17 protein-coding genes are annotated in these 19107 nt (G+C 51.3%); 9 read left to right on the top strand and 8 right to left on the bottom strand.

Features of this window, described 5'->3' with window-relative positions; all coding sequences use genetic code 11:
- Nucleotides 1-57 precede the first annotated feature (57 nt).
- From H6G00_RS33155 to H6G00_RS33145, 3 genes are all read right to left on the bottom strand, one after another.
- Nucleotides 58-2268, bottom strand: a complete 2211-nt coding sequence (locus tag H6G00_RS33155) for a phosphoketolase (RefSeq protein WP_190799991.1) — start codon at nt 2266-2268, stop codon at nt 58-60.
- Nucleotides 2269-2425: 157 nt separating this feature from the next.
- On the bottom strand, nt 2426-3943 hold the full coding sequence (gene lysS, locus H6G00_RS33150) for a lysine--tRNA ligase (protein WP_190799990.1): 1518 nt from the start codon (nt 3941-3943) through the stop codon (nt 2426-2428).
- A 52-nt stretch (nt 3944-3995) separates the two neighbouring features.
- Complete coding sequence (locus H6G00_RS33145; RefSeq protein ID WP_190799989.1) at nt 3996-4820, bottom strand: ABC transporter permease; 825 nt, start codon at nt 4818-4820, stop codon at nt 3996-3998.
- Nucleotides 4821-5193: 373 nt separating this feature from the next.
- Here H6G00_RS33145 and H6G00_RS33140 point away from each other — a divergent pair, with 373 nt between their 5' ends.
- Nucleotides 5194-5682 (top strand): DUF3172 domain-containing protein, encoded by a 489-nt coding sequence (locus H6G00_RS33140; protein ID WP_347278261.1) that lies wholly within the window; start codon nt 5194-5196, stop codon nt 5680-5682.
- A gap of 100 nt (nt 5683-5782) precedes the next feature.
- Here the strand turns inward: H6G00_RS33140 and H6G00_RS33135 are convergent, their stop codons facing one another.
- Nucleotides 5783-8113, bottom strand: coding sequence for an AMIN domain-containing protein (locus H6G00_RS33135; protein WP_190799987.1), 2331 nt, complete (start codon nt 8111-8113; stop codon nt 5783-5785).
- A gap of 260 nt (nt 8114-8373) precedes the next feature.
- Between H6G00_RS33135 and H6G00_RS36430 the strand changes: the two genes are divergently transcribed.
- Nucleotides 8374-8502, top strand: a complete 129-nt coding sequence (locus H6G00_RS36430) for a hypothetical protein (protein ID WP_277882024.1) — start codon at nt 8374-8376, stop codon at nt 8500-8502.
- Between the two features lie 171 nt (nt 8503-8673).
- Here H6G00_RS36430 and H6G00_RS33130 read toward each other — a convergent pair whose 3' ends face one another.
- Entirely contained in the window at nt 8674-9588 is a 915-nt protein-coding gene (locus H6G00_RS33130) for a sugar ABC transporter permease (protein WP_190799986.1), read from the bottom strand.
- A 444-nt stretch (nt 9589-10032) separates the two neighbouring features.
- Between H6G00_RS33130 and H6G00_RS33125 the strand changes: the two genes are divergently transcribed.
- From H6G00_RS33125 to H6G00_RS33110, 4 genes are all read left to right on the top strand, one after another.
- Entirely contained in the window at nt 10033-10431 is a 399-nt protein-coding gene (locus H6G00_RS33125; RefSeq protein WP_190645090.1) for a hypothetical protein, read from the top strand.
- A complete protein-coding gene (locus H6G00_RS33120; protein ID WP_199318860.1) occupies nt 10400-10855 on the top strand; it encodes a hypothetical protein in 456 nt (151 codons plus the stop codon). The genes H6G00_RS33125 and H6G00_RS33120 overlap by 32 nt, the downstream gene beginning before the upstream one ends.
- A gap of 12 nt (nt 10856-10867) precedes the next feature.
- A complete protein-coding gene (locus tag H6G00_RS33115; protein ID WP_190799985.1) occupies nt 10868-12259 on the top strand; it encodes a hypothetical protein in 1392 nt (463 codons plus the stop codon).
- A gap of 188 nt (nt 12260-12447) precedes the next feature.
- On the top strand, nt 12448-13554 hold the full coding sequence (locus H6G00_RS33110; protein ID WP_190645018.1) for an FHA domain-containing protein: 1107 nt from the start codon (nt 12448-12450) through the stop codon (nt 13552-13554).
- Here H6G00_RS33110 and H6G00_RS33105 read toward each other — a convergent pair.
- The 3 genes from H6G00_RS33105 to holA all read right to left on the bottom strand — a co-directional run bounded on the left by H6G00_RS33105 (nt 13551) and on the right by holA (nt 15744).
- Nucleotides 13551-13811, bottom strand: coding sequence for a hypothetical protein (locus tag H6G00_RS33105; protein WP_190645019.1), 261 nt, complete (start codon nt 13809-13811; stop codon nt 13551-13553). The genes H6G00_RS33110 and H6G00_RS33105 overlap by 4 nt on opposite strands.
- A 228-nt stretch (nt 13812-14039) precedes the next feature.
- On the bottom strand, nt 14040-14543 hold the full coding sequence (locus tag H6G00_RS33100) for a DUF4168 domain-containing protein (RefSeq protein ID WP_190645020.1): 504 nt from the start codon (nt 14541-14543) through the stop codon (nt 14040-14042).
- 217 nt (nt 14544-14760) lie between these two features.
- On the bottom strand, nt 14761-15744 hold the full coding sequence (gene holA, locus H6G00_RS33095) for a DNA polymerase III subunit delta (RefSeq protein WP_190799984.1): 984 nt from the start codon (nt 15742-15744) through the stop codon (nt 14761-14763).
- Between the two features lie 175 nt (nt 15745-15919).
- Here holA and H6G00_RS33090 point away from each other — a divergent pair, with 175 nt between their 5' ends.
- From H6G00_RS33090 to H6G00_RS33080, 3 genes are all read left to right on the top strand, one after another.
- Nucleotides 15920-16705, top strand: coding sequence for a DUF1868 domain-containing protein (locus H6G00_RS33090; protein WP_190799983.1), 786 nt, complete (start codon nt 15920-15922; stop codon nt 16703-16705).
- A 2-nt stretch (nt 16706-16707) separates the two neighbouring features.
- Nucleotides 16708-17325, top strand: coding sequence for a cobalt-precorrin-8X methylmutase (locus H6G00_RS33085; protein WP_190688999.1), 618 nt, complete (start codon nt 16708-16710; stop codon nt 17323-17325).
- Between the two features lie 394 nt (nt 17326-17719).
- On the top strand, nt 17720-18940 hold the full coding sequence (locus tag H6G00_RS33080; protein WP_190799982.1) for a glycerophosphodiester phosphodiesterase: 1221 nt from the start codon (nt 17720-17722) through the stop codon (nt 18938-18940).
- Nucleotides 18941-19107: the final 167 nt, after the last annotated feature.

Raw genomic sequence — 19107 nt, 5'->3', positions numbered from 1 at the left:
TTTAGCTAGTTCATCGCTGGAATTGCGATCGCTCCAACTCAAAGACTATGCGTGGCCTTACTGCACCAATTTCAAAGCACGCTGGGTTAGGGCAGCAGCAGTGATGCCGTTGAATTCCATCAGTTGGGCAGCGGTTGCAGTGGTTTCGCCGCGCTTCCAGGCAAAGGTGTCCCGCTTGGCAGTGCTGCGGAGCATGATTGGCTCTAACATGCCGCTGGCTCCACCTGTGATGCCGATTAGTGCGTCGCCGCCAAACAGCGCCTCAAATTTAGCATCGTCCAGGAAATCGCCGTCTGGCTCGGAGCAAATATCCCAGGCAACATCGCTGGGACGGTAGAGACGACGGGGACTAACGATTGAGACGACGCGAACACCGATGCCCTGACTTTGAAGTTGGTCGGCAGCTTCAAGAGCGGGGATCAGAGTCATGTCGCCGATTACGGCAAGCACGACAGTTTTGCTGCCGCTGGTTTCCTGGAGGGCGATCGCTCCGTCTCTCAACGCCTGCTGAGTCTGCTTAAAGGTTGTGCGAATTGGCAGCGGAGACTTGCTGGCAGTAATCACAATTCCCTTGTTTTGGATGGACAGTGCCCAATCGTAGCAAACTTGGATGCTGTTGGCATCCGGAGGAAACAGCGGAAAAACGTTGCCGTTTCGCATCATTCCAGCAAAGTAAGCTTCGATTTCGGGGCGCTGATGGGTCCAGCCGTTGCGTCCTTGTTCTAGTGCGCCAGCGGTGAATAGGGTGACGGTAGAAGGCGTGGGGCGACGCAATTCTGCCATTGCCTGAGTGACGGTCTGCCAGATCGGTAAGCCATTGATCGCAAAAGATTCGTAGGAACACCAGAGCGATCGCCCACCCATCAGGGCCAGTCCTGCTGCCAAACCTGCACAGGCATCTTCGCTCAGCGGTTCATACACCTGCCCGTTGGGACCCTGGTTGTAGAGCGGGTCAGTTGTAGGGTGAATTACCTTTAGCGCCTGGTTAATATTGCCGATGCCAGAAGCTTCATTGCCGTCTGCGTTGGTGACGACAAATTGGCGATCGCGTTCTCCCACCGTTCCAACCAGGCGACCCATTGCGGTGGTAGAAACCTGATTGTCGCCACCAACCGGAAATTCTTCTAACGGCAGTTCGCCCAGCTCAGGGATCGGTAAGACGGATTCCGTAACGGACGTTTTCGCAGCGGGACCACTGCCTGCCCGTTCAGCGTTGGTGCGTACCAGTTCCCAGGCGGCGGGAGTCAGGGCACGGGCTTTGAGCGCGGCGATTACGTCCGCATTTTCCAAGGTGTGATGGGCATAGAGGTTATGGGATTTGGAGCCACGAGCATGAACGCCCGCACCCTTAAGCTGCTTGATGATGAAGACGGTTAGTTTGCCGCCCAGTGCTGCACGAGCCGCTTTGTCCGCGGCTTGTAGTACGGCTTGGGTAAATGCCAATCGGCGCTCAAAGGAGAAAGCCGTGCTGTCTACATAGTCTCCAGGCTGATTCTGGTCGTCAAAGTCTTTTGCGTCAACTAGCACGATCTCCTCAAAGCCGTTGCCGTGCCAGTAGGCTGTCATCCGTTCGTTGGACTGGGTAGACACCATGCTGTGGTGTTCCTGGGAATAGCCATTCCACACGAGGACGGGCAGAAAGTTGGTTACGTCAGGGTAGGCAGTGTGGAAGTGTGCCATCGAACTCATGACGTAGGGTTCGCCCAAGCCACCATCGCCTACAGTGAAGGGGAAAAGCTTGTCACGGTGCAGCAAGGCGGCTGACATGGCAAAGTGCTGTCCCTGCCCTAGTGGACCAGCAGGCGCGAGAATGCCAGGAATGAAGCCAGACAAATGTCCTAGCAAACCGTGCTGTTCTCGGAAGCGATCGCGCAATTGCTGCACAGTGCTGATCCCCATGTCTTCAAGGGAGCGATCGATAAACATGGCGCTGTAGAAACCGGGGGCGTGATGTCCGACTTCTGTAAGGATGTTTTTGTAGCCAAGCATGACCAAGGCGGCATAGGCTTCAACCTGACTGGCAAATCCACCAGGATGTCCAGAGGCTTTGCTAGCCGTCACTTGCAAAATCATGTAGCGCAGTGCATCGGCAGCCAGCAGCGTTTGATAGACAGCAGCGGGATCAGTGGGATCAGCGATCGCACTTTGATCAGCGGCGATCGCTGGCGTTTTGCCATACGTGTCAAACTGGGGCAAAGTGTCGGCAAAATACTGAATTCCCTCGCAAAAAGCAGGAGCGGTTGAGGAGACTGGGGTGGCTGCGGTCATGCTTGAGATACCTACTGCGATTACAAAATGGACGGGCGATCGCACTCGTCAATTCATACTCATAGTACACAGCCCTCTAGACAAAGAAAATTAGAAAAGCGTTGAATGTCCTAATAGTCGTCATAGCGGTTCTTGATAAACCACTCCCGGAATTACGCTAGGTTTCTTCTTCGTCAGGCTTTTCGGGTTTGAGTAGGGGGAAGGCGATCGCATCACGAATGCTGGCGCAGTCACAGAGCAGCATCACCAGGCGATCGATGCCAATTCCCACGCCCCCTGTAGGCGGCATTCCATATTCCAAGGCAGTGAGGAAATCTTCGTCTACACCGGGAGCTTCCAGATCTCCGGCAGCTTTACGGGCAGCTTGGGCTTCAAATCGTTCTCGTTGGTCGATTGGGTCAGTCAACTCAGAGAAGCCATTTGCCGTTTCACGTCCGACTACAAACAGTTCAAACCTTTCTACCAAACCAGGTTTATCACGATGGGGTTTTGCCAAGGGCGAAATTTCTACCGGATATTCCAACACAAAGGTCGGTTGGGTCAGTTGCCCTTCTACTTTTTGCTCAAACGCTTCATTCAGAACGTGTCCAACGCTGGCACATTTGTCTAAATCAACCAAGCCTGCTGCTTTAGCTGCTGTTTTTGCTTCGTCAAGCGTTTTGAATTGGCTGAAGTCAATTCCCGTCTGCTCTTGCACAAGGTCATGCATTGTGGCTCTGCGCCAAGGCGGAGTTAGATCGATCGCCTGTCCTTGATAAGTAATTTGCAGCGTTCCTAGAACATCTTGAGCAGCAGTCGTAATCAGCCCTTCAACCAGCGCCATGATGTCGCGGTAGTCGGCGTAAGCCTGATACACCTCCAGCGTCGTAAACTCTGGGTTGTGGCGAGTTGAAACGCCCTCGTTACGAAAAATTCGCCCCAGTTCAAATACGCGCTCGAATCCGCCCACGATCAGCCGCTTCAGGTGCAGCTCTGTCGCGATTCGCAGATACAGATCCATCTCCAAGGTGTTGTGGTAGGTGATGAAGGGACGAGCTTCTGCCCCGCCTGCTTCTGCCTGGAGAACGGGAGTTTCAATTTCGATGAAGCCGTGCTGATCTAAGTAGCGACGAATTGCGGCTGTAGTTAAGGCACGACGACGAAAAGTTGTCCGTACCTCTGGGTTAACAATCAGGTCAACGTAGCGTTGACGATAGCGCTTGGCAACGTCGGTGAGTCCATGCCACTTATCCGGCAAGGGCAACAGGGATTTGGTCAGAATCGCGTACTGCTTGACATAAACAGACAATTCTCCCTTCTCAGTGCGCTTGATCGTGCCACGAACACCCAGAATATCGCCTACGTCCGTAAGCTGCTTAACGTGATTGAATGCATCGGGATCACGCTCCGCCATGCTTTCCTGGATTCTGGTTTTATCCAGGTAAAGCTGAATCGCGCCTGTTTCGTCTTGCAGTGTAAAGAAGGCAAGTTTGCCAAAGACGCGCCGCGCCAGAATGCGCCCGGCGATCGCCACTTCTACATCGACCTCTTCACCGCTGGCTAGGTCAGCATATTTTTCTTGAAGGTCAGCCGCATGGTGAGTCGATTCCCATTGATAAGCGTAGGGATCAAAGCCTAATTGCCGCAGTTGTGCAACTTTTTCGAGTCGGGCAGCGCGAATTTCGTCAGAAGACATTTGGAATTGGGGATTAGGAGTTGAGAATTTGGGGTGGAGAGGGGCTAGCCCCTTAATCTTGCTGATGGGCAAACTGGTAAGCACCAATCGCAGAGAGGGCGATCGCAATCAGCAACAGCACCGGAATACTGTACCAGGGAAACTGCGAAATGGGCAGATAGGCAGCCGCTCGTAGTCCTATGCTGGTATAGGTTAGCGGCAGGCAGTAAACGACCGCTTTGAGTACCAGTGGCAAGGTAGTCGGATCAAAAAATGTAGCACCCAAAAAGGACATTGGCACAATCAAGAAATTGTTGAGTAAACCAACGCCTTCCAAAGACTTGACGTTTAGCCCAACAATGACACCCAGTCCTGCAAAGACAGAGCAGTTTAGGACTAGCAGCAGCAAAAACAGCGGATTGAGAAAACTTAACTGCCCCGTAAACAGGATAGCAATCAGGATTACAGACGCAGAAGTCATTAAACCTCGCACTACGCCTGCCAGCATTTTTCCTAGAAATAGCGCTAGCGGATGAACGGGCAGCAGCAGAATTTCTTCAAAGGTTTTGCTGTAGAGGCGTTCGCCACAGATTGAGAAGGTTGTGCCACCAAAACTAATGGTCATGGATGACAGTGCTACCATCCCCGGCAAAATAAACTGGAGATAATTGTCACCGACTGGAGGCTCCATGGCTGCGTCTAGGGCACTACCTAAGCCCAGCCCAAATGCCAGGATGTAGATCAAAGGAGAAATTAATCCTGAAGCCGCAACCTGAAGGATGCGAACCCGCAAGTCAAGCCAGTCTCCCCAAAAGACGGTGAAGCTATCTGTCAAAATGCTGCGAAGTAAAGAAACCTTATAGGTTCTACCCAACTGGAGCGGGGGTTGAGAAGTCACGATTGCGACCCAATAAAAACGATAATGAGTTTTTTCTTATTTTTGCACTTCTTGCCGGACAGCCGATAAATATTTGGGAATCAGAGCTTAGGGACTGGAGATTGGCAGAACGAGTGGAATAAAGCTTAAGCTAGACTAGTAGAGGTAGAAATCTGTGTAGCTTTAGTTTTTAAGTAAACAAACTCGATATATAATCTCCTGATTTAATGGTCGGTTGCTAAGTCCGCAATTGAGTTACGAACTACTCTCTAAACCGTTGTGAACCCAAGTTGCTATGAGACGTAAGACAAAATCACCTCCCAGACCCCCAGCCCGTGCGCCCCAGGATCGGTATCAGGACAGACCCCAGGAATCTTCGGGACGATCGCCCATCATGGCAGCTTTGAATGCTACAACGATGGCAATTCTGGCAGGAATTTTCATCCTGGGAGTTGGTATCGGTGTCGCGATTAGTTCGACTGCAAACTTCACTCCAGAAAACGTCGCCTCTCGCGAATTTATTGATAGAAGTGCGCCCAACGCTGAGATCTGCGTTCAATACGGTGCGAGTGCGGTGACGATGGATATGCGGGCGTTTGTGACGCTTAGCCCGTTTAATGTCTATATCTCTCAGCCATCGATGCAGCCAGGTTGTGTGCTTCGCAATAACAACTGGGCAGTTTTGGAGCGAAACAATCTGATTTCACCTCAGCAAGTACGCGAGTGTAAGAATCGGATGAACACCTTTGGCTTCACTGGCAGCATTGAGGGGAATGGCAGAGAACCCAAGATTGACTGCATCTACCAAAATGACAGCGCCAAGAACCTGTTCCTTGACCAGCCCGGAGGTGGAAGCGCTCCACCAGAATCCCAGCGGTTCTAGCTATGCAGTTCTAGCAATAGTGCCAGTCACCTAGTTAGTAAAAAGAGAGGTAGGACTTCGTCCTACCTCTCTTTTTTTTAAGCTGTGCTGTGCGTCAGGTTTATGGTCGGGGCAGATCTTCGGTCAGACGTACTTCTACGATCTGGTTGGGCTGAATGATGGCTGGCTGAGGAGCAGTTAAATAGGTCGCAGTCGCACCCGCCGCAAGTCCACCTAGTAGCCCGATTCCAGTGAAGCCACCTAGCACAGTTAGTGCCAAGGCACCCAAGGCAGAATTTTGCAGCAAACTATCTTCAGAAACTTCGCGATCGCCCGCTAACGTTGCTGATTCTGCCTCTAGCAAAACGTTCTGCCCCTGTAAGGCAATTGCTTGCGCAATAAATTGGCTGCCCTGACTGCCCGTTTCAAACCGTCCGATTACCTGAGTCCCCGCTTCTGCAATCAGGTTGCCGTTGCGATCGAGAACAGGCTGATCGAGCAACAGCACCTCTTGACGTGGCACACCTGACTCCAGAGGTAAACTGGTTTCTCCCGGATAGCGCAAACTCAGTGTCGTCCCTGAAGGCAGCAAGATGTTAGGCGAAGTGGGAGCAACTGCCACGTTTTGGTCAGAGAACACATTTTGGTCAGGTAAATCATTCTCCGGTAACTCATTTTCTGGCGAATTGTCCTGGGGTGCAATTGCGGTTGAGGTTGGAGAAGGTGGCGGACTGTCAGGTTGCCTAGATATGGGCCGCCCAAATTCAATTTCATCTTCTGACGGGGCAGGGGATGTTGGCGCAGCCGCAGTTGGGCTGGGAATTGTGGATACGGGTGGAACACTAACTTGACTCGTTGGATTGGGCGAGAAGGTCGCTGGGGGGAGGGCGGCTGGTGGCGGCGATTGAGACGGAGCGACAGGCGTATTTCCGGGAGGTTCCACAACGGTTGGATTGCTTGGCGCTTGGCTGAGGGGCGGCACCGCAACTGTAACCGACGGGCTAGTCGAAAAAGTTGCTGGAGGTAATGCTCTAGGAATTTGTGGGGCTGGTGCGATCGCCTCTGGTGCTTGCTCGTCCGACTCTAAAGCAATCAGCTCTGATTCTGCCTGCATTTCGGGTTCCGGTGCGATCGCCTCTTCCGTCTGCGCTTCTGGCTCAAGCGTCACAGTCTCTTCCCGTGCTTCGGGTTCCTCTTGCAGTGGCACTGCAAAGTTTTGCTCAGCTTCAGCGCTCTGGGCTGGTGAGGGTTGAGCTTCAGGTTGGTCAATTTCAGTTTGAGGTGAGCTTGCTGCTGACGGAAGTTCTAGTGTCGGTGAAACTGCTTCGTTGATAGGTTCTTCAGCTTCTAGCGCGATCGCCTCATCTCCTTCAGAACTAACTTCACCGTCCTGAGCATCTTGAGAAGTAGGTTCAGTGACTACGTCACTAGGATTTGCTAAATTTTCTGGTGGCTCAGCAGGCAAATTCCGTTCACTCTCCTCAGGCTCGACCTGCTCAGCAACGGATGCGGCATTGGGTTCTGGTTCATTGGTGGGAGGCATCAATTCCAGGGTTTCCGGTACTTCTGAAGCAGGCTCAACTGGAATTTCCAGTGCCCCCGGTTCCAAAGGCGGTAAGTTTGCCGATGGTGAATCTGCTGATAGTAACTCTGCTGATTGTTCCTCTGGAACTACATCCGCCGTTGTCTCAGATTCGGAAGTTACCGCCGAATCCGTTTCTGGAATTACCTCTGAGACATCAGAATTGGCATCGGAAATATTAGGTGACGTGTCAGGAACGACGGGAGCAGGATTAAGCTGAGGCAAGTCGTTCCCCAATTCTGCTGCTGTCTCTGGTTGGGGTGCTGGAGAAGGGGCGATCGCCGTCGCTTCTGGTGCAGGTGTCTCAGGAATGACTTCTGTTGTCTCAGCATCGGATGCTTCCACCTCCAGTTGTGGCGGCTGAACGGGAGCAGGTTGGACAGGGGCAGTTGCAACATCCGGTGCGGCGGCTCCATCGGTTAACAAGGGACGTAGTACCCAGCGATCGCCTTCTTGACGCAGCTCCACCTGTCCTGGAGCAAACTCGACATCTGCAACCAGTTCAATCACAATTCGCGTTAGCCCAGGTTGAAACTGACCCACTCGAATTTGACGCACTGCCCCATTAAACACTTGCTGCTCTGGTACAGCCCCAATCTGAGTATTGGGCAAATCTAGGACAATCCGGGGGGGCTCTGCCAACAAAAAGTAGCGGGGAGTGGTGCCCTCTGGCACTGTAACTCGAAGCTCACGGGTGTTAGGGTCAAACTGCCAGTTGGTTAATGTGGCTGCTTCTGCGGGAGCAATGGCAGAGAAAGGAGCGATTGCCCCAATTCCTATCAGGCTCAACCTCAACAATGGATTGCTAATGGCAGTTAATGTTGCCAAACCTAAGCTAAATCCAACTCGCACAAATTTTGCTTTTCGCATCGTTCCGCGCATCAACCAGAGTAACTTGATGGATCTTCTACTGCCACATTCCGGCAGGTTAGACGATAGACTTGCTGCTACACACAGCGGTCTATCACGTGCAATATCTTACAAATAGAGCCAAAAGCCGTCGTTAGGCATGGTGTTAAGTTTAATCAGTCTATTGCTGAATGACAAAAAATAATTGCTTAATTGTTGATTAACTATTTTTCTAGTTAAAGAGATAAACAGTCAAAGAGATTAGGAATATATATTAGAAGATGTCTAAAAAATCTCAATTTGTCCAAGATACTCGTAGGGGCGAAGCAGTCAGGCAAAGTTTTCTCATGATTTCAGGCGATCGCCTAGCGACTGCTTCGGCCTTACACAAGACATTAGCTACTTCTTAGGCATTCTGTTAGAACAGCAGTAGATGCTCCCTGAAGTGAAACTAGGAGACCTGTAGAACAGGCAACACAAAGCGAAACCCCTGCTGTTGAAGATTTTCAGCTTTGGAAGCCAATTCAGCGGACTAACGAAAATGCTAATACATGAGCAGACCTGTCAGTCAACTAAATTGTTCAATGAATAGAAGTTTGGCGGGTAAGCAGTAGTCTCAGAAATGAGAGACTCAGGATGATTAGAAATAGAACTAGACCAATGGTGCAGGCGTAGCTTCTCTCTAAGTCCTGGAAGGCAAGATCGTAGACATAGTAGACGATCGTTTTCGAGCTGTTTCTGGGTCCACCCTGAGTCATGATGTAAATTTCTTCAAACACTTTGGTGGCAGAAATAGCGGAAATGATGGCAACCAGAAACAGGTAGGGTTTCATCAGCGGTACGGTGATGTCCCAGTGTTTGAGCCAGCCGTCGGAGCCGTCGATCGCCCCTGCTTCGTATAAATCCGCCGGAATTGCCTGTAGCCCTGCTAGATAAATCACCATGTAATAGCCCAAGCCTTTCCAGACGGTGACTGCCATGACGCTAAATAGGGCAAAGTTAGGACTGGTGAGCCAGGGGATGCCGTCAGAGGTTAGGTGAAGCGATCGCAGCAGTTGGTTGATCAAGCCGGTTTCTGCATAAAGCCATCTCCAGGCAATGCCAGCGACGACCATTGAGATTACGACAGGCGTATAGTAAGCTGCCCGAAACCAGCGAACCCCCGGTAGCGCCTGGTTGACCAAAATTGCTAAGAGCAATGGCACAATCACCAAAATTGGCACCACGCCAACCAGGTAGAGAACAGTATTGCCAAGGGTTTGCCAGAAGAGGCGATCGCCCAGCAACCGCTGAAAGTTTTCTAATCCAATCCACTGAGGTGGCTGGGTTACGTCATATCCATAGAGCGTAAAGCTGAGATAAAACGCTTGCAGAGCAGGATAAAAGACGGTCAGCGCCAGAACGATGAGAGCAGGCAACAAAAATAGATACGGACTGAGCCGCTGTTGAATCGTCGCCCAATTCCAGCCTCGATTGATTTGTGCTTGATCCTGCATTTCGGCTGCTTGCGTAAGTTCTCAAAGCATTATTTCAGGCGATCGGATTTCCGAACAGGGTTTTACAAATTTTTCGTCAAGAGAGGCTGTCATCTGACTTTAGTTTTATAGTACACTTGTACTAAATAAATATTACTGTTGTACTACTAGTACACTACAAAACCTATCTACCAGTACCCTATAGTCCGCTGCTCAACCGCTTCATCTAAAAGTTTTAAGGCTGACAGATTTGCAACTTTAAGCATTTTAGCGGTCCTTAGATTTTTAGCGCGACGGTCAGTCAATCAATTCTGGCTTGCAGATTGAGGGACATGCAGGGTACAGCTTTACCCTGGTTAGCCACCCAATTACACCTTCGCTCAGGAGCCGCAAAGCATGTCAACCCGATCGCGTCGTCCCTACTCCTCTCCTTCATTCCCTCCCACTCCCCAAGGAGTCAGAACGATGAATCAGCGTCCCCCCCGCAAGCGCAGACCCCGCCGTCCAGTGAAGTACCTCTTGGCGGGAGGCTCAATGCTGGCGATCGTCGGTGTACTAGTGGATTTACGGACTGTGTTTCAGCCGCCACCTGATCCAGATGTCTGTCAGGAAATTGTGCAGTCTCAGTCGGTGTTGTCAAGAGATGAGTTAGCTCGCCTGCTGAACGTGTCGGAGCGAGACAGTAAATCAACGGTGCGCGAAATTGTCAGCGAACCCTATTGCACATTGCCTGACGTAGAAATTCGCGAGGGTGTAACGGCCAAGCGAGAAGCTTATCCTCTGGCATTCGATCCGCAGACCTGGTTTGTCGTTCTGTATGAGGGGGAGGAGTATGCGGGCTACTCGTTTGTGTTTCAGCAGTAGGGTGTTGCTTTCGGTGCTGCTGCTAGTCGGTGCGGGTTGTACTAAACCTAGTAACGTTGCGCCACGTGTGCTTCAGATCCAGCAGAATTGGCAGCTTCAACCCGGTAGTGAAATCGCTGGACACCGCATCTTAGGTGGCTTAGGAGACGTGTCAATTGCGCTAGATGGCAGTAAGGTGTATGCCCCATTCGCTGGCAAGGTTGAACCCCACCGAGATGATTGTGTGGTGTTTTCTAGCCCAGAGGTTCCGGCTTATCTGCTCAGGCTGTGCGGAGTGCGCCGTCCTAAGTTGGGTCAGGTAGAGCAGGGAGAGGCGATCGCTTCTGCTAAATTTCTCCAGTTTGCTGCTTTGCGCCGACAGCCCGATGGCAAATGGGCAATGGTCGAACCGTCTACTGATGTTCTTGAACGCACTTTGAAATAGCGAGAAGCCCCAATGAACAACTTTCACCTGTATGTGGTGCGCCTGATGGCGTTAGCACTGTTAGCGATCGCCGCTGTCCTGGGAGTTTCGCCTGATGCCAGTGCTGCTAGCCCTGAATCGGTTGAAATCAGCTTTGACCTTGCCCCGGTCGCAGCCAGTTCCCCTGCCTCTGCTCCGCTGGCTCAGCCTCCAAAGCCGACTCCAACTTCTCAAGCAGCACCTCAAGTCAAACCACTCCAGATTCCGACGCAAGCAACTCATGTTCCTGTTGGAGTCGCAGACACTTCCAAGGCAATAGCAGAATTACCGCCACCGCCACCAGAGGTGTATGTGACGGAGCGATCGCCCCAACCCACTCAACCGGAAGTTCAACCTGAACCTGTCGAGCCCAAAGTTCAACCCACCGAAATTCAACCCGAATCAGTTGAACCCGAACCTATTCAATTTGAAACAGCACCCACTCCTGCTGCTGCAACCCCTACTCCCAAACCTGCCCAACCTTCTGTCGCCCAAGCTCCCGTTCGCCAGCCCAAACCTTCCACTCAAGCCGCTGCTGAGCCAACCGCACTTAGCTTCGAGCTGAACTCCACAGCGTCTAGCCCCACGCCATCACCTACACAAGTACAAGCTTCACCCTCTGGACAAGGCGGTCAAGCAACCCCAACCCCCAACCCCCAACCCCCAACCTCCTCCCTAGACGCACTCTTCCAGAACGGCTCCAACTCAATTGTGGCAAAAGCGGTTGGCAGCGCCGAGGGCACACGAACCCCCGACGGTGGCAGAACCTGGGCTTTCCAGGGACATGTCGATCCGGGCAACGGAGTTTGGAACTTGGGTACTTTCTCGTATCAGCATGGAGCAAATTCTCCTGATGAAGCTGACCGAAAGCAGCTTGAGCGGCTCAGAGGGCAGGCTCAGACCCTCAGACGAGCAGCACTGGAACGAGGAATTACCCTAACGCTGGAAGAGGAACTGAATGGGATTGATCTAGCAAATCAGTCTCCCCGTGCCGCACTCAGTCGAGGTGGCTACATAGATCGGCTGAAAGAGGCACATGATGTAGGCTTGCGCGGCTCGGATGCAGTGCTGTGGGCGCGGACTCGTTCTTTCTTAGATCCAGATACAAATCGCTGGAATGCCCCCGGTTTAGGCAATACGACTCATGGAGTAACCAGTGACCAGGCTCGACGGATGCAGGCGATCGCCAAAGCAATTGAAATGCATCAACAAGTTGCTGCAACTCCATCAGCAGCCAGGGAAGAAGTACTACAGCCGATCGCCACTGCCTCTTCAAACCCTCAGCTTGAGCAAGTAGCAAGCTACCCGTCAACTACTAAGCAGGATGCAGAACGAATGGAGGAGATTGCCAATGACATCATCTCGCTCGATCTCGCACCAATGTAGTAATAAGATTCTTCGCAAAAAATTCTTCACAGAAGCAAGTAGCAAAGCCTGAAAAAAGCTCTGTTAGGCTTGAAGTAAAGAGTAGGAAGGGCGATCGCTCCAAGAATTGCCATTTTTAGGATCGCCCTTATAGTGGAATCATTCCAACCTGCTTACCCTTTCTTGCATTCTTTTGTGGCGACTGTTCCATGTCCAATTCCTCTTCACCGCTGATTAAAACGTTAACCCCAGAACGCTGGGCGGGCTGGAGCATGGACTTTATTAATGCAGGCTATGCAGGACTGCTGGTCAAAAATGGGCAACTAGTGCGAAAGCTGGAGCCAGGGAGACATTTTAGCTTTGCGCTGCCCTGGATTGAGCAGTGTCAGTTAATCTTGGTGGACAGCAAAGTCCGTAACCTGGAGGTGCGATCGCAGGGGGACTTTCTGTCACAAGACCAGTTTTTGGTAAATATTTCACTCAACGTGATGTATCAGGTGATCGACCCCAAACGGGTTGCTCTGGAACTATCCGACCCGCTTGCGACCCTGACTAGCGCAGTCAAAGACTGCTTGGGGGTCGTGGTGGGGCAACTGCGGGTTGATCAATTAACCAATCAGGGCAGAGTCTTGATTCGGCAATATTTGCTAGAGAACATTGACACGTTTTACCTGTTGGGCTTCAACCTGGACGACGTGCGGGTGAGTGACATTAACTTCCCGCAGTCTCGTGGCATTATTCGGCAGGTTGAGGGCATGAGTGCTCGGCAGGAAGCCGAACACGAGGCAGCCCTAAAGGCACAAATTGCTGGCTTGACCCACCCCGCAGCACCGATTCAGCAGGTGAATATCGTTTCCGGTCGCGTAGGACAAACTGGCGAGGCAGCGATTCCATTGCCGGATGCGGCGCTTGAGCAAACGGCAGTTTTGCTGCAGGGGCAAACGACCCCATCGGCTAATCTGCCTCCGGCTAAAAAGGTGCCGCTGCCTGCAACGATGTTAGCCCCCGATGATGGGGCGCTCGCCCGTCTGGTTCACGTCACATCGGGTCAGAGCATTCCGCTTCCAACGGCTACCTTCACAATCGGGCGAGAACCTGCGAACAGCCTGGTTCTAGACGATCCGCTGTGTTCGCGCAATCACGCTCAAATCGTGCGTCAGAACAATGAAGGAGCTATTCTCTACCAACTAATTGATTTGGGCAGTTCTAACGGCACCTTTATTGATGGACAACGGCTTACTGCCCATCAGCCACGCTGGTTGATGTCCGGCAATGTAATCAAAATCGGTAGTCAGGAATGGAACTTTGAGGCTTAGCCGTAACGATTGACTTCTTCCTGGAGCCAAGCATCAACGGATTGCCCATCGCGCCGCTGCAGTTCAATTTCCACGACCATCACCAATCCTGAGCTAGGAGGGGCAGGCTGTTGGTGAAACAAAATATCGTAGTCGGCTGGATCTTCGTTGCGCTCTCGCAGCCAGTCTTGCACCTTGGTTGTGGCAAAAAACGATTGACCCTGCTCAAACATGCGGGTGATTTGCATCTGTAGGGTATAGGGATCGAGTCGGGCCATCGTTTCGGTTCAGCTAATTGAGTGCAACAGGTGCGCACGGTAGTAATGCAGCTATCATATCGCTTACTCAGGACGGTCAGGCAAATGGATTTGCTTGAGCGGGTAGATCACCCTGATGTAATAGGTGGAAGATCACCCTGGCTTGTCTGTAGAAGAGTTACCAAGTCTTGCCATTGTAGAAACTGACTGATTCTGAATGTGAGGCTATTCGACATGAGCTAAGGGCGACTAACGACGACTCTGAAGTTGAATCAGTGCTCGCTGGATGCGCTCCCGCAACTGTGCGTCAGATTGCTGACTGGTTGTAATCAGGTTAAAGCGACCGATGTCCAAGTTGTTTTGCTCGACAATCTCAATCGACCGATCGCAGTAGTCAACGGCAATTTCCCGAATGCTTCGATTCAGGTTGTTAAGGCTATTTGGTTGATGGCAGGCGATCGCCGGAACGTCGCGGTTTCCAATGATTTGCTTGATTTGATTATAGGTTTCCTGCCGAATTGGCTCGATCGCCAACACAGAGCGGGCATAGTCCTCCACTTCCTGATCGGAAATTGCATTGGCTTGAGCATAAGCAGAATTACTGATCGCGACCGTAGCCGTGCGATCGAGTGAGTTAGCCTGAAAACCGGGAACTAGCCCAGAAACCAGGCTCACGGTGGAAAGAATACCGATGACCAGCGGACGCACAAGGCGAGGTTTAAGTCGTCGAATCAGGTGAAAGGGTTTGTTCATAATGGTATGTAACAAATCGAGAATGAGAATACTACGTAAGGGTCTATTGTTTTGAACTATTTTAAGCGAGGGAAGTTCCAGCAAGGCACTTGCTTACGTAAGTATTTTCTGCTTTGTCATCACCTGATCGCATTAATAGACCCCCTATATAAATCACTTTTTGAAGCGTGTAAGAGTAGCGCACCCTTCACGCGAGAGGTTTAATGCTCATGCGCTGCTACTTCTGAAAAAGCTGGCAAAGTTCAATCGTTTTGGTTTGCAGAATGGCGGTTTCTTCGGCGCTTCGCTTCAAGCCAGCTTCCAATTCCAAGAGAATCGGTAGCGCTTGCTGAAGGCGAGCTAGGGGAGTGGTGCCGATCTCTTTCTGCAAAAAGTAGATTTGTTTGGGATTGTTGACTTCTGCGGCTTGGGCGATCGCCCGTTCATCTCGCTCTCCAGCTTCAACCATCAGCTTTACCCACAGCCGAGTGCGAAACTGCCCAACTAGCGTCATGACAATTCGCAAAGCAGGCTCATTGCGGTTGAGCAAATCGGCAACCAGCGAGAGCGCTTTAGCCGTTTCTCCCTGACGAATTGCGGCGGCAAGCTGCAAACTGCTTTGCGTCGAAGTTGTCACCAGCATGGACACGGTTTCTTCAGTCAAAGGCTGCTTGCTAGAGCCTGCATACAGACGCAGTTTTTCCAGTTCAGTAAACAACTGGCGGGTATCGTTGCCGATCGCCTCAGCCAGCAGTTGAATTGCGCCAGGAGTCAGCTTTACGCCAACCTCTTGGGCTGCCTGTCGCGCTCGTTGCACCAACTGATCGGTCTTCCAGGGTGAAATGGCAGCAAACTCACGAATTTCTGCTAGACGTTGCAGCAGCTTAGTAGACTTCAACCGACCATCAGGCTTAGTGGAACTGGTGAGCAACAGCACCACGTTGTCAGGCAAGTTGGGCAGGGTGCGCTCTAATTCAGCCAGGGTTTCCTCCGAGCAGCGCTGGCACAGAGTTGTTTCCACTAGCCAAACCAGACGACTACCAGAGCCAAATGGCAGGGTCATTGCCTGGTTGAGTGCCTGGGTAATAGCATCGGGCTGCTCTGGGGAAATTTTGTCGTAGTTGAAACTGACCCAGTCAGGATCAAGGGTGCGATCGCGCAATGCCATCACCGCTCGATTTAACGTAAAGTCATCTTCTCCCCAGTACAAGAAAATCGGCATATAACCTCCGGGGATCACTTCCTAAACTGAAAATTGATTGTATTTTTTAATCGGGGATCAGACGCTTGGGTCACTGTTATAAACTCGGATTATCGCTAGATTAGTTGGAAAGGCTTTCCGTAAGTTATATTCCTTGATTGGTATTGCTTAAATTTAGGATGCGAGGCGAGCAAGATTGGACGACACCTATCAAGTTTATGTAAATCGAGTGGCACGGATGACCTTACCTGAGTCTTATCGCTCTCAGGTACAGCATATTCAGGCATCCCCTAAATTTCAGCAATATCCAGGTGGGGATGCAAAGCCTGTGCCATTTCCAGGCTACTCGGTGATTACACCACCCTGGGTGGACGATGCAAAAAATGAAGAATTTTATCGCTGGCTGCAGTCCTATCAGCAGCAGCTTGTGCAAAAGGTAGAGCCTGGTGTAATCGTGCCTTTGCCAGCCGACAGTTTTCATTTAACGCTGGCTGACCTGATTTGGGACAACGCTTATCACCATGCGAAGGAGAATCCGGACTTTGAAACCAAGCTGAGGGAACAGATTGGTCAAAGCCTGCAGCAAAGTCAGCCGCTGGTTCAGGGCGAAGGTCAAGTGCTGTGGCAGGCTTTGGGGATAATTGTGATGACCCGGGCAATCGGAGTTTGTCTGGTGCCCGCTGATGAAAGCTCGTATCAGCGAGTGCTGAATATGCGGCGATCGATTTACCAGAACTCTAACCTGATGGGGCTGGGGATCGAGCAGCAATATCATTTTACAGCGCACATTACGCTGGGCTATTTTGGCACTGGCTCAATTCAGTCTGATCGCGATCGCCTCGGTCAAGTGCTAAACGATCTGAATCAGCAGCAGCTAGAGTCAGGCACTCAAAAACTCTGGGTGCATCGGGCAGAACTGCGAAAATTTGACGATATGACGCGCTATTACCGCGAGGCGGACTGGCCAACCCTGGAGTTTTAGCGATGTCTTCGCTATACCATCCCATTCTGATCGAGAGCTTTGCTGCAATCGATCGAGAGTTTGGCGACCACACCTTCAGTCCTCAAGAATATGCGATCGCCCGGCGGGTTATTCACAGCACAGCAGACTTTGAGTTTAAGCACCTAATTCGATTCAGTCCGGGGGCTATTGAGGGGGCGATCGCGGCTTTGCAGCAGCAAGTTCCCATCGTTACCGATGTCAGCATGGTCAAACAGGGAATCACAACGCTGGTTGCCAAAACCTTCGGCAACCCTCTCATTTCAGCGGTTGAGCAGGCGGAACAGGCGCTTCCTGGAAAAACCCGGACTGAAACAGGGCTGCTGCGCTGCTGGGAGCAATTTCCCCAAGCGATTTATGTGATTGGCAATGCTCCTACTGCATTGTTAGCGCTGTGCGAATTGCTCCGGTCCTCTGGAACCAATTCAGAGCCTGCTCTAGTGATTGGCGCACCCGTTGGCTTTATCTCAGTTGTGGAATCTAAAGCGGCTCTTGCCCAAACCACAGTTCCCCAAATTCGGGTGGAAGGGCGCAAGGGTGGGTCTGCGGTTGCTGCCGCGATTCTCAATGCGCTGCTTGTTTTGGCTTGGGAAACTGAGTAGACAGCATAATCCCCTGTAGGGCGTAGTATTCGGGCAAGTACTTCTGGTTTATGCCAAAGTTTATTTGCCGAATGCTGCGCCCCTACGTTTGTTGGACGACAAATTTGTAGAATGACAGATTCGGGTGGGGGGAGGCTCATCTTCACAGTGTTGTCCAGAATTGTGAAGTGTTTGTGGCCTTAATTAACCGCTAATCTGCGATTAATCCAAACCGCTATCAGGCTTAATCTCAACCTCGTATTTTTGCTGAAGTCATCAAGCAATTTATGGGGTGAGCATTCCCACTCTGTGAAAAATTGCTGAGATTCTCATCCTCTTCCCATAGCTGCAGTCAAAGCAGTTAAGGACAAGGGTAAGCGCAATTCTATTCAACAGTTTTTCGTGGAGATCTACTATGTCCCGTCTATTCAAGCTGGCATTCCTAGCTGCTGCGGCTCTAGCAATTTTGCCTGCGGCTAAAGCTGAGGCAATCACGTTGAGCAGAACACCAACCCTGGATGATGAACTCCCTATCGTCATCGGGCATCGGGGCGCAAGTGGCTACCGCCCAGAACATACGCTGGCGGCTTATGAGTTGGCGATTGATATGGGGGCTGACTACATTGAGCCTGATCTGGTATCAACCAAAGATGGTGTGTTAATTGCACGGCATGAGAATGCGATCGCCATCGTAGATCCAACGACAGGCGCTGTTACTGAAGCAACGACTAACGTTGCTGAACTGCCTCAGTTTGCCGACCGCAGAACCACCAAAGTAATCGACGGAGTCTCTATCACCGGATGGTTTACCGAAGACTTTACGCTGGAAGAACTGAAAACTCTGAAAGCCAGAGAACGGATTCCGCAAATTCGCCCTCAAAACGTTCCATTCAACGACCGATTTGAGGTACCAACCCTGCAAGAAGTGATCGATCTGGCAAAGCGTAAAAGTGAAGAGACAGGTCGCACCATTGGCATTTATCCAGAGACAAAGCATCCGACTTACTTTGACTCAATTGGGCTATCACTGGAAGAGCCGCTGGTCGAAACCTTGAATGCGAACGGATATGTCGGTGAAGATGCGCCCGTTTTTGTTCAATCTTTTGAGGTTGGCAATCTGCAACTCCTGAATACGCTGACGGATGTACCGCTGGTGCAGCTATTTAGCGACGCAGACGACAAGCCCTATGACTTTATCGTCAATGGAGATACGCGCACTTATGGCGATCTAACGACCCCATCTGGTCTAAACGCGATCGCCAACTATGCTGATGGCATTGGCCCATTCAAGCGGCTGATTATTCCAACGAATGAGTTTAACCAGCTTCTGACTCCCACTTCTTTAGTGAGTGATGCTCACGATGCTGGGTTGTTAGTGCATCCTTACACCTTCCGTGATGAAGATGTGTTTTTAGCAGAGGACTACGGCGGCAACCCAGAGTTGGAATATGAGCAGTTCTTTAAGTTGGGAATCGATGGTTTGTTTAGTGACAACCCAGACACCGCCTTTGCTGTCCGCAACCGGATTGCTGGCAACCCCAATCAGTCTGTACCTGAGCCAGGGATGCTGCTTGCCTTGGGACTTGTGCCGCTAGTGGGTCTACTCCACCGCCGTAATGCTCAGTCTAAAGCCTAAAGTGCTGGGCGCAGCAGTTGCTTAGATCCTCGTGGTAGTGCAGCAGTTCTAGAGCGTTGGGTTCCGCGCTGCTCCACCCAACCTACAAATAGCAGAACCGTAGGTTGGGTGAAGTGCAACGGAACCCAACACCTTAGGCTTCCCTACACGGGTGCTACTTCTCCAGT

It is taken from the genome of Leptolyngbya sp. FACHB-541 (assembly GCF_014695875.1).
Lineage (GTDB): Bacteria > Cyanobacteriota > Cyanobacteriia > Elainellales > Elainellaceae > JAAUTN01.
The sequence above is the reverse complement of the archived record's forward strand: the minus strand, read 5'-3'. Positions and strand labels throughout refer to the sequence as shown.

Bases quoted from the DNA above. Each gene is read 5' to 3' on its own strand.
- H6G00_RS33100 (WP_190645020.1), bottom strand. From the start codon at position 14,543: ATGAACAAACCCTTTCACCTGATTCGACGACTTAAACCTCGCCTTGTG.
- H6G00_RS36430 (WP_277882024.1), top strand. From the start codon at position 8,374: ATGTCTAAAAAATCTCAATTTGTCCAAGATACTCGTAGGGGCGAAGCA.
- lysS (WP_190799990.1), bottom strand. From the start codon at position 3,943: ATGTCTTCTGACGAAATTCGCGCTGCCCGACTCGAAAAAGTTGCACAA.
- H6G00_RS33085 (WP_190688999.1), top strand. From the start codon at position 16,708: ATGTCTTCGCTATACCATCCCATTCTGATCGAGAGCTTTGCTGCAATC.
- H6G00_RS33105 (WP_190645019.1), bottom strand. From the start codon at position 13,811: ATGGCCCGACTCGATCCCTATACCCTACAGATGCAAATCACCCGCATG.
- H6G00_RS33115 (WP_190799985.1), top strand. From the start codon at position 10,868: ATGAACAACTTTCACCTGTATGTGGTGCGCCTGATGGCGTTAGCACTG.
- H6G00_RS33130 (WP_190799986.1), bottom strand. From the start codon at position 9,588: ATGCAGGATCAAGCACAAATCAATCGAGGCTGGAATTGGGCGACGATT.
- H6G00_RS33110 (WP_190645018.1), top strand. From the start codon at position 12,448: ATGTCCAATTCCTCTTCACCGCTGATTAAAACGTTAACCCCAGAACGC.
- H6G00_RS33080 (WP_190799982.1), top strand. From the start codon at position 17,720: ATGTCCCGTCTATTCAAGCTGGCATTCCTAGCTGCTGCGGCTCTAGCA.
- H6G00_RS33135 (WP_190799987.1), bottom strand. From the start codon at position 8,113: ATGCGAAAAGCAAAATTTGTGCGAGTTGGATTTAGCTTAGGTTTGGCA.
- holA (WP_190799984.1), bottom strand. From the start codon at position 15,744: ATGCCGATTTTCTTGTACTGGGGAGAAGATGACTTTACGTTAAATCGA.
- H6G00_RS33155 (WP_190799991.1), bottom strand. From the start codon at position 2,268: ATGACCGCAGCCACCCCAGTCTCCTCAACCGCTCCTGCTTTTTGCGAG.
- H6G00_RS33125 (WP_190645090.1), top strand. From the start codon at position 10,033: ATGAATCAGCGTCCCCCCCGCAAGCGCAGACCCCGCCGTCCAGTGAAG.
- H6G00_RS33140 (WP_347278261.1), top strand. From the start codon at position 5,194: ATGGCAGCTTTGAATGCTACAACGATGGCAATTCTGGCAGGAATTTTC.
- H6G00_RS33120 (WP_199318860.1), top strand. From the start codon at position 10,400: ATGCGGGCTACTCGTTTGTGTTTCAGCAGTAGGGTGTTGCTTTCGGTG.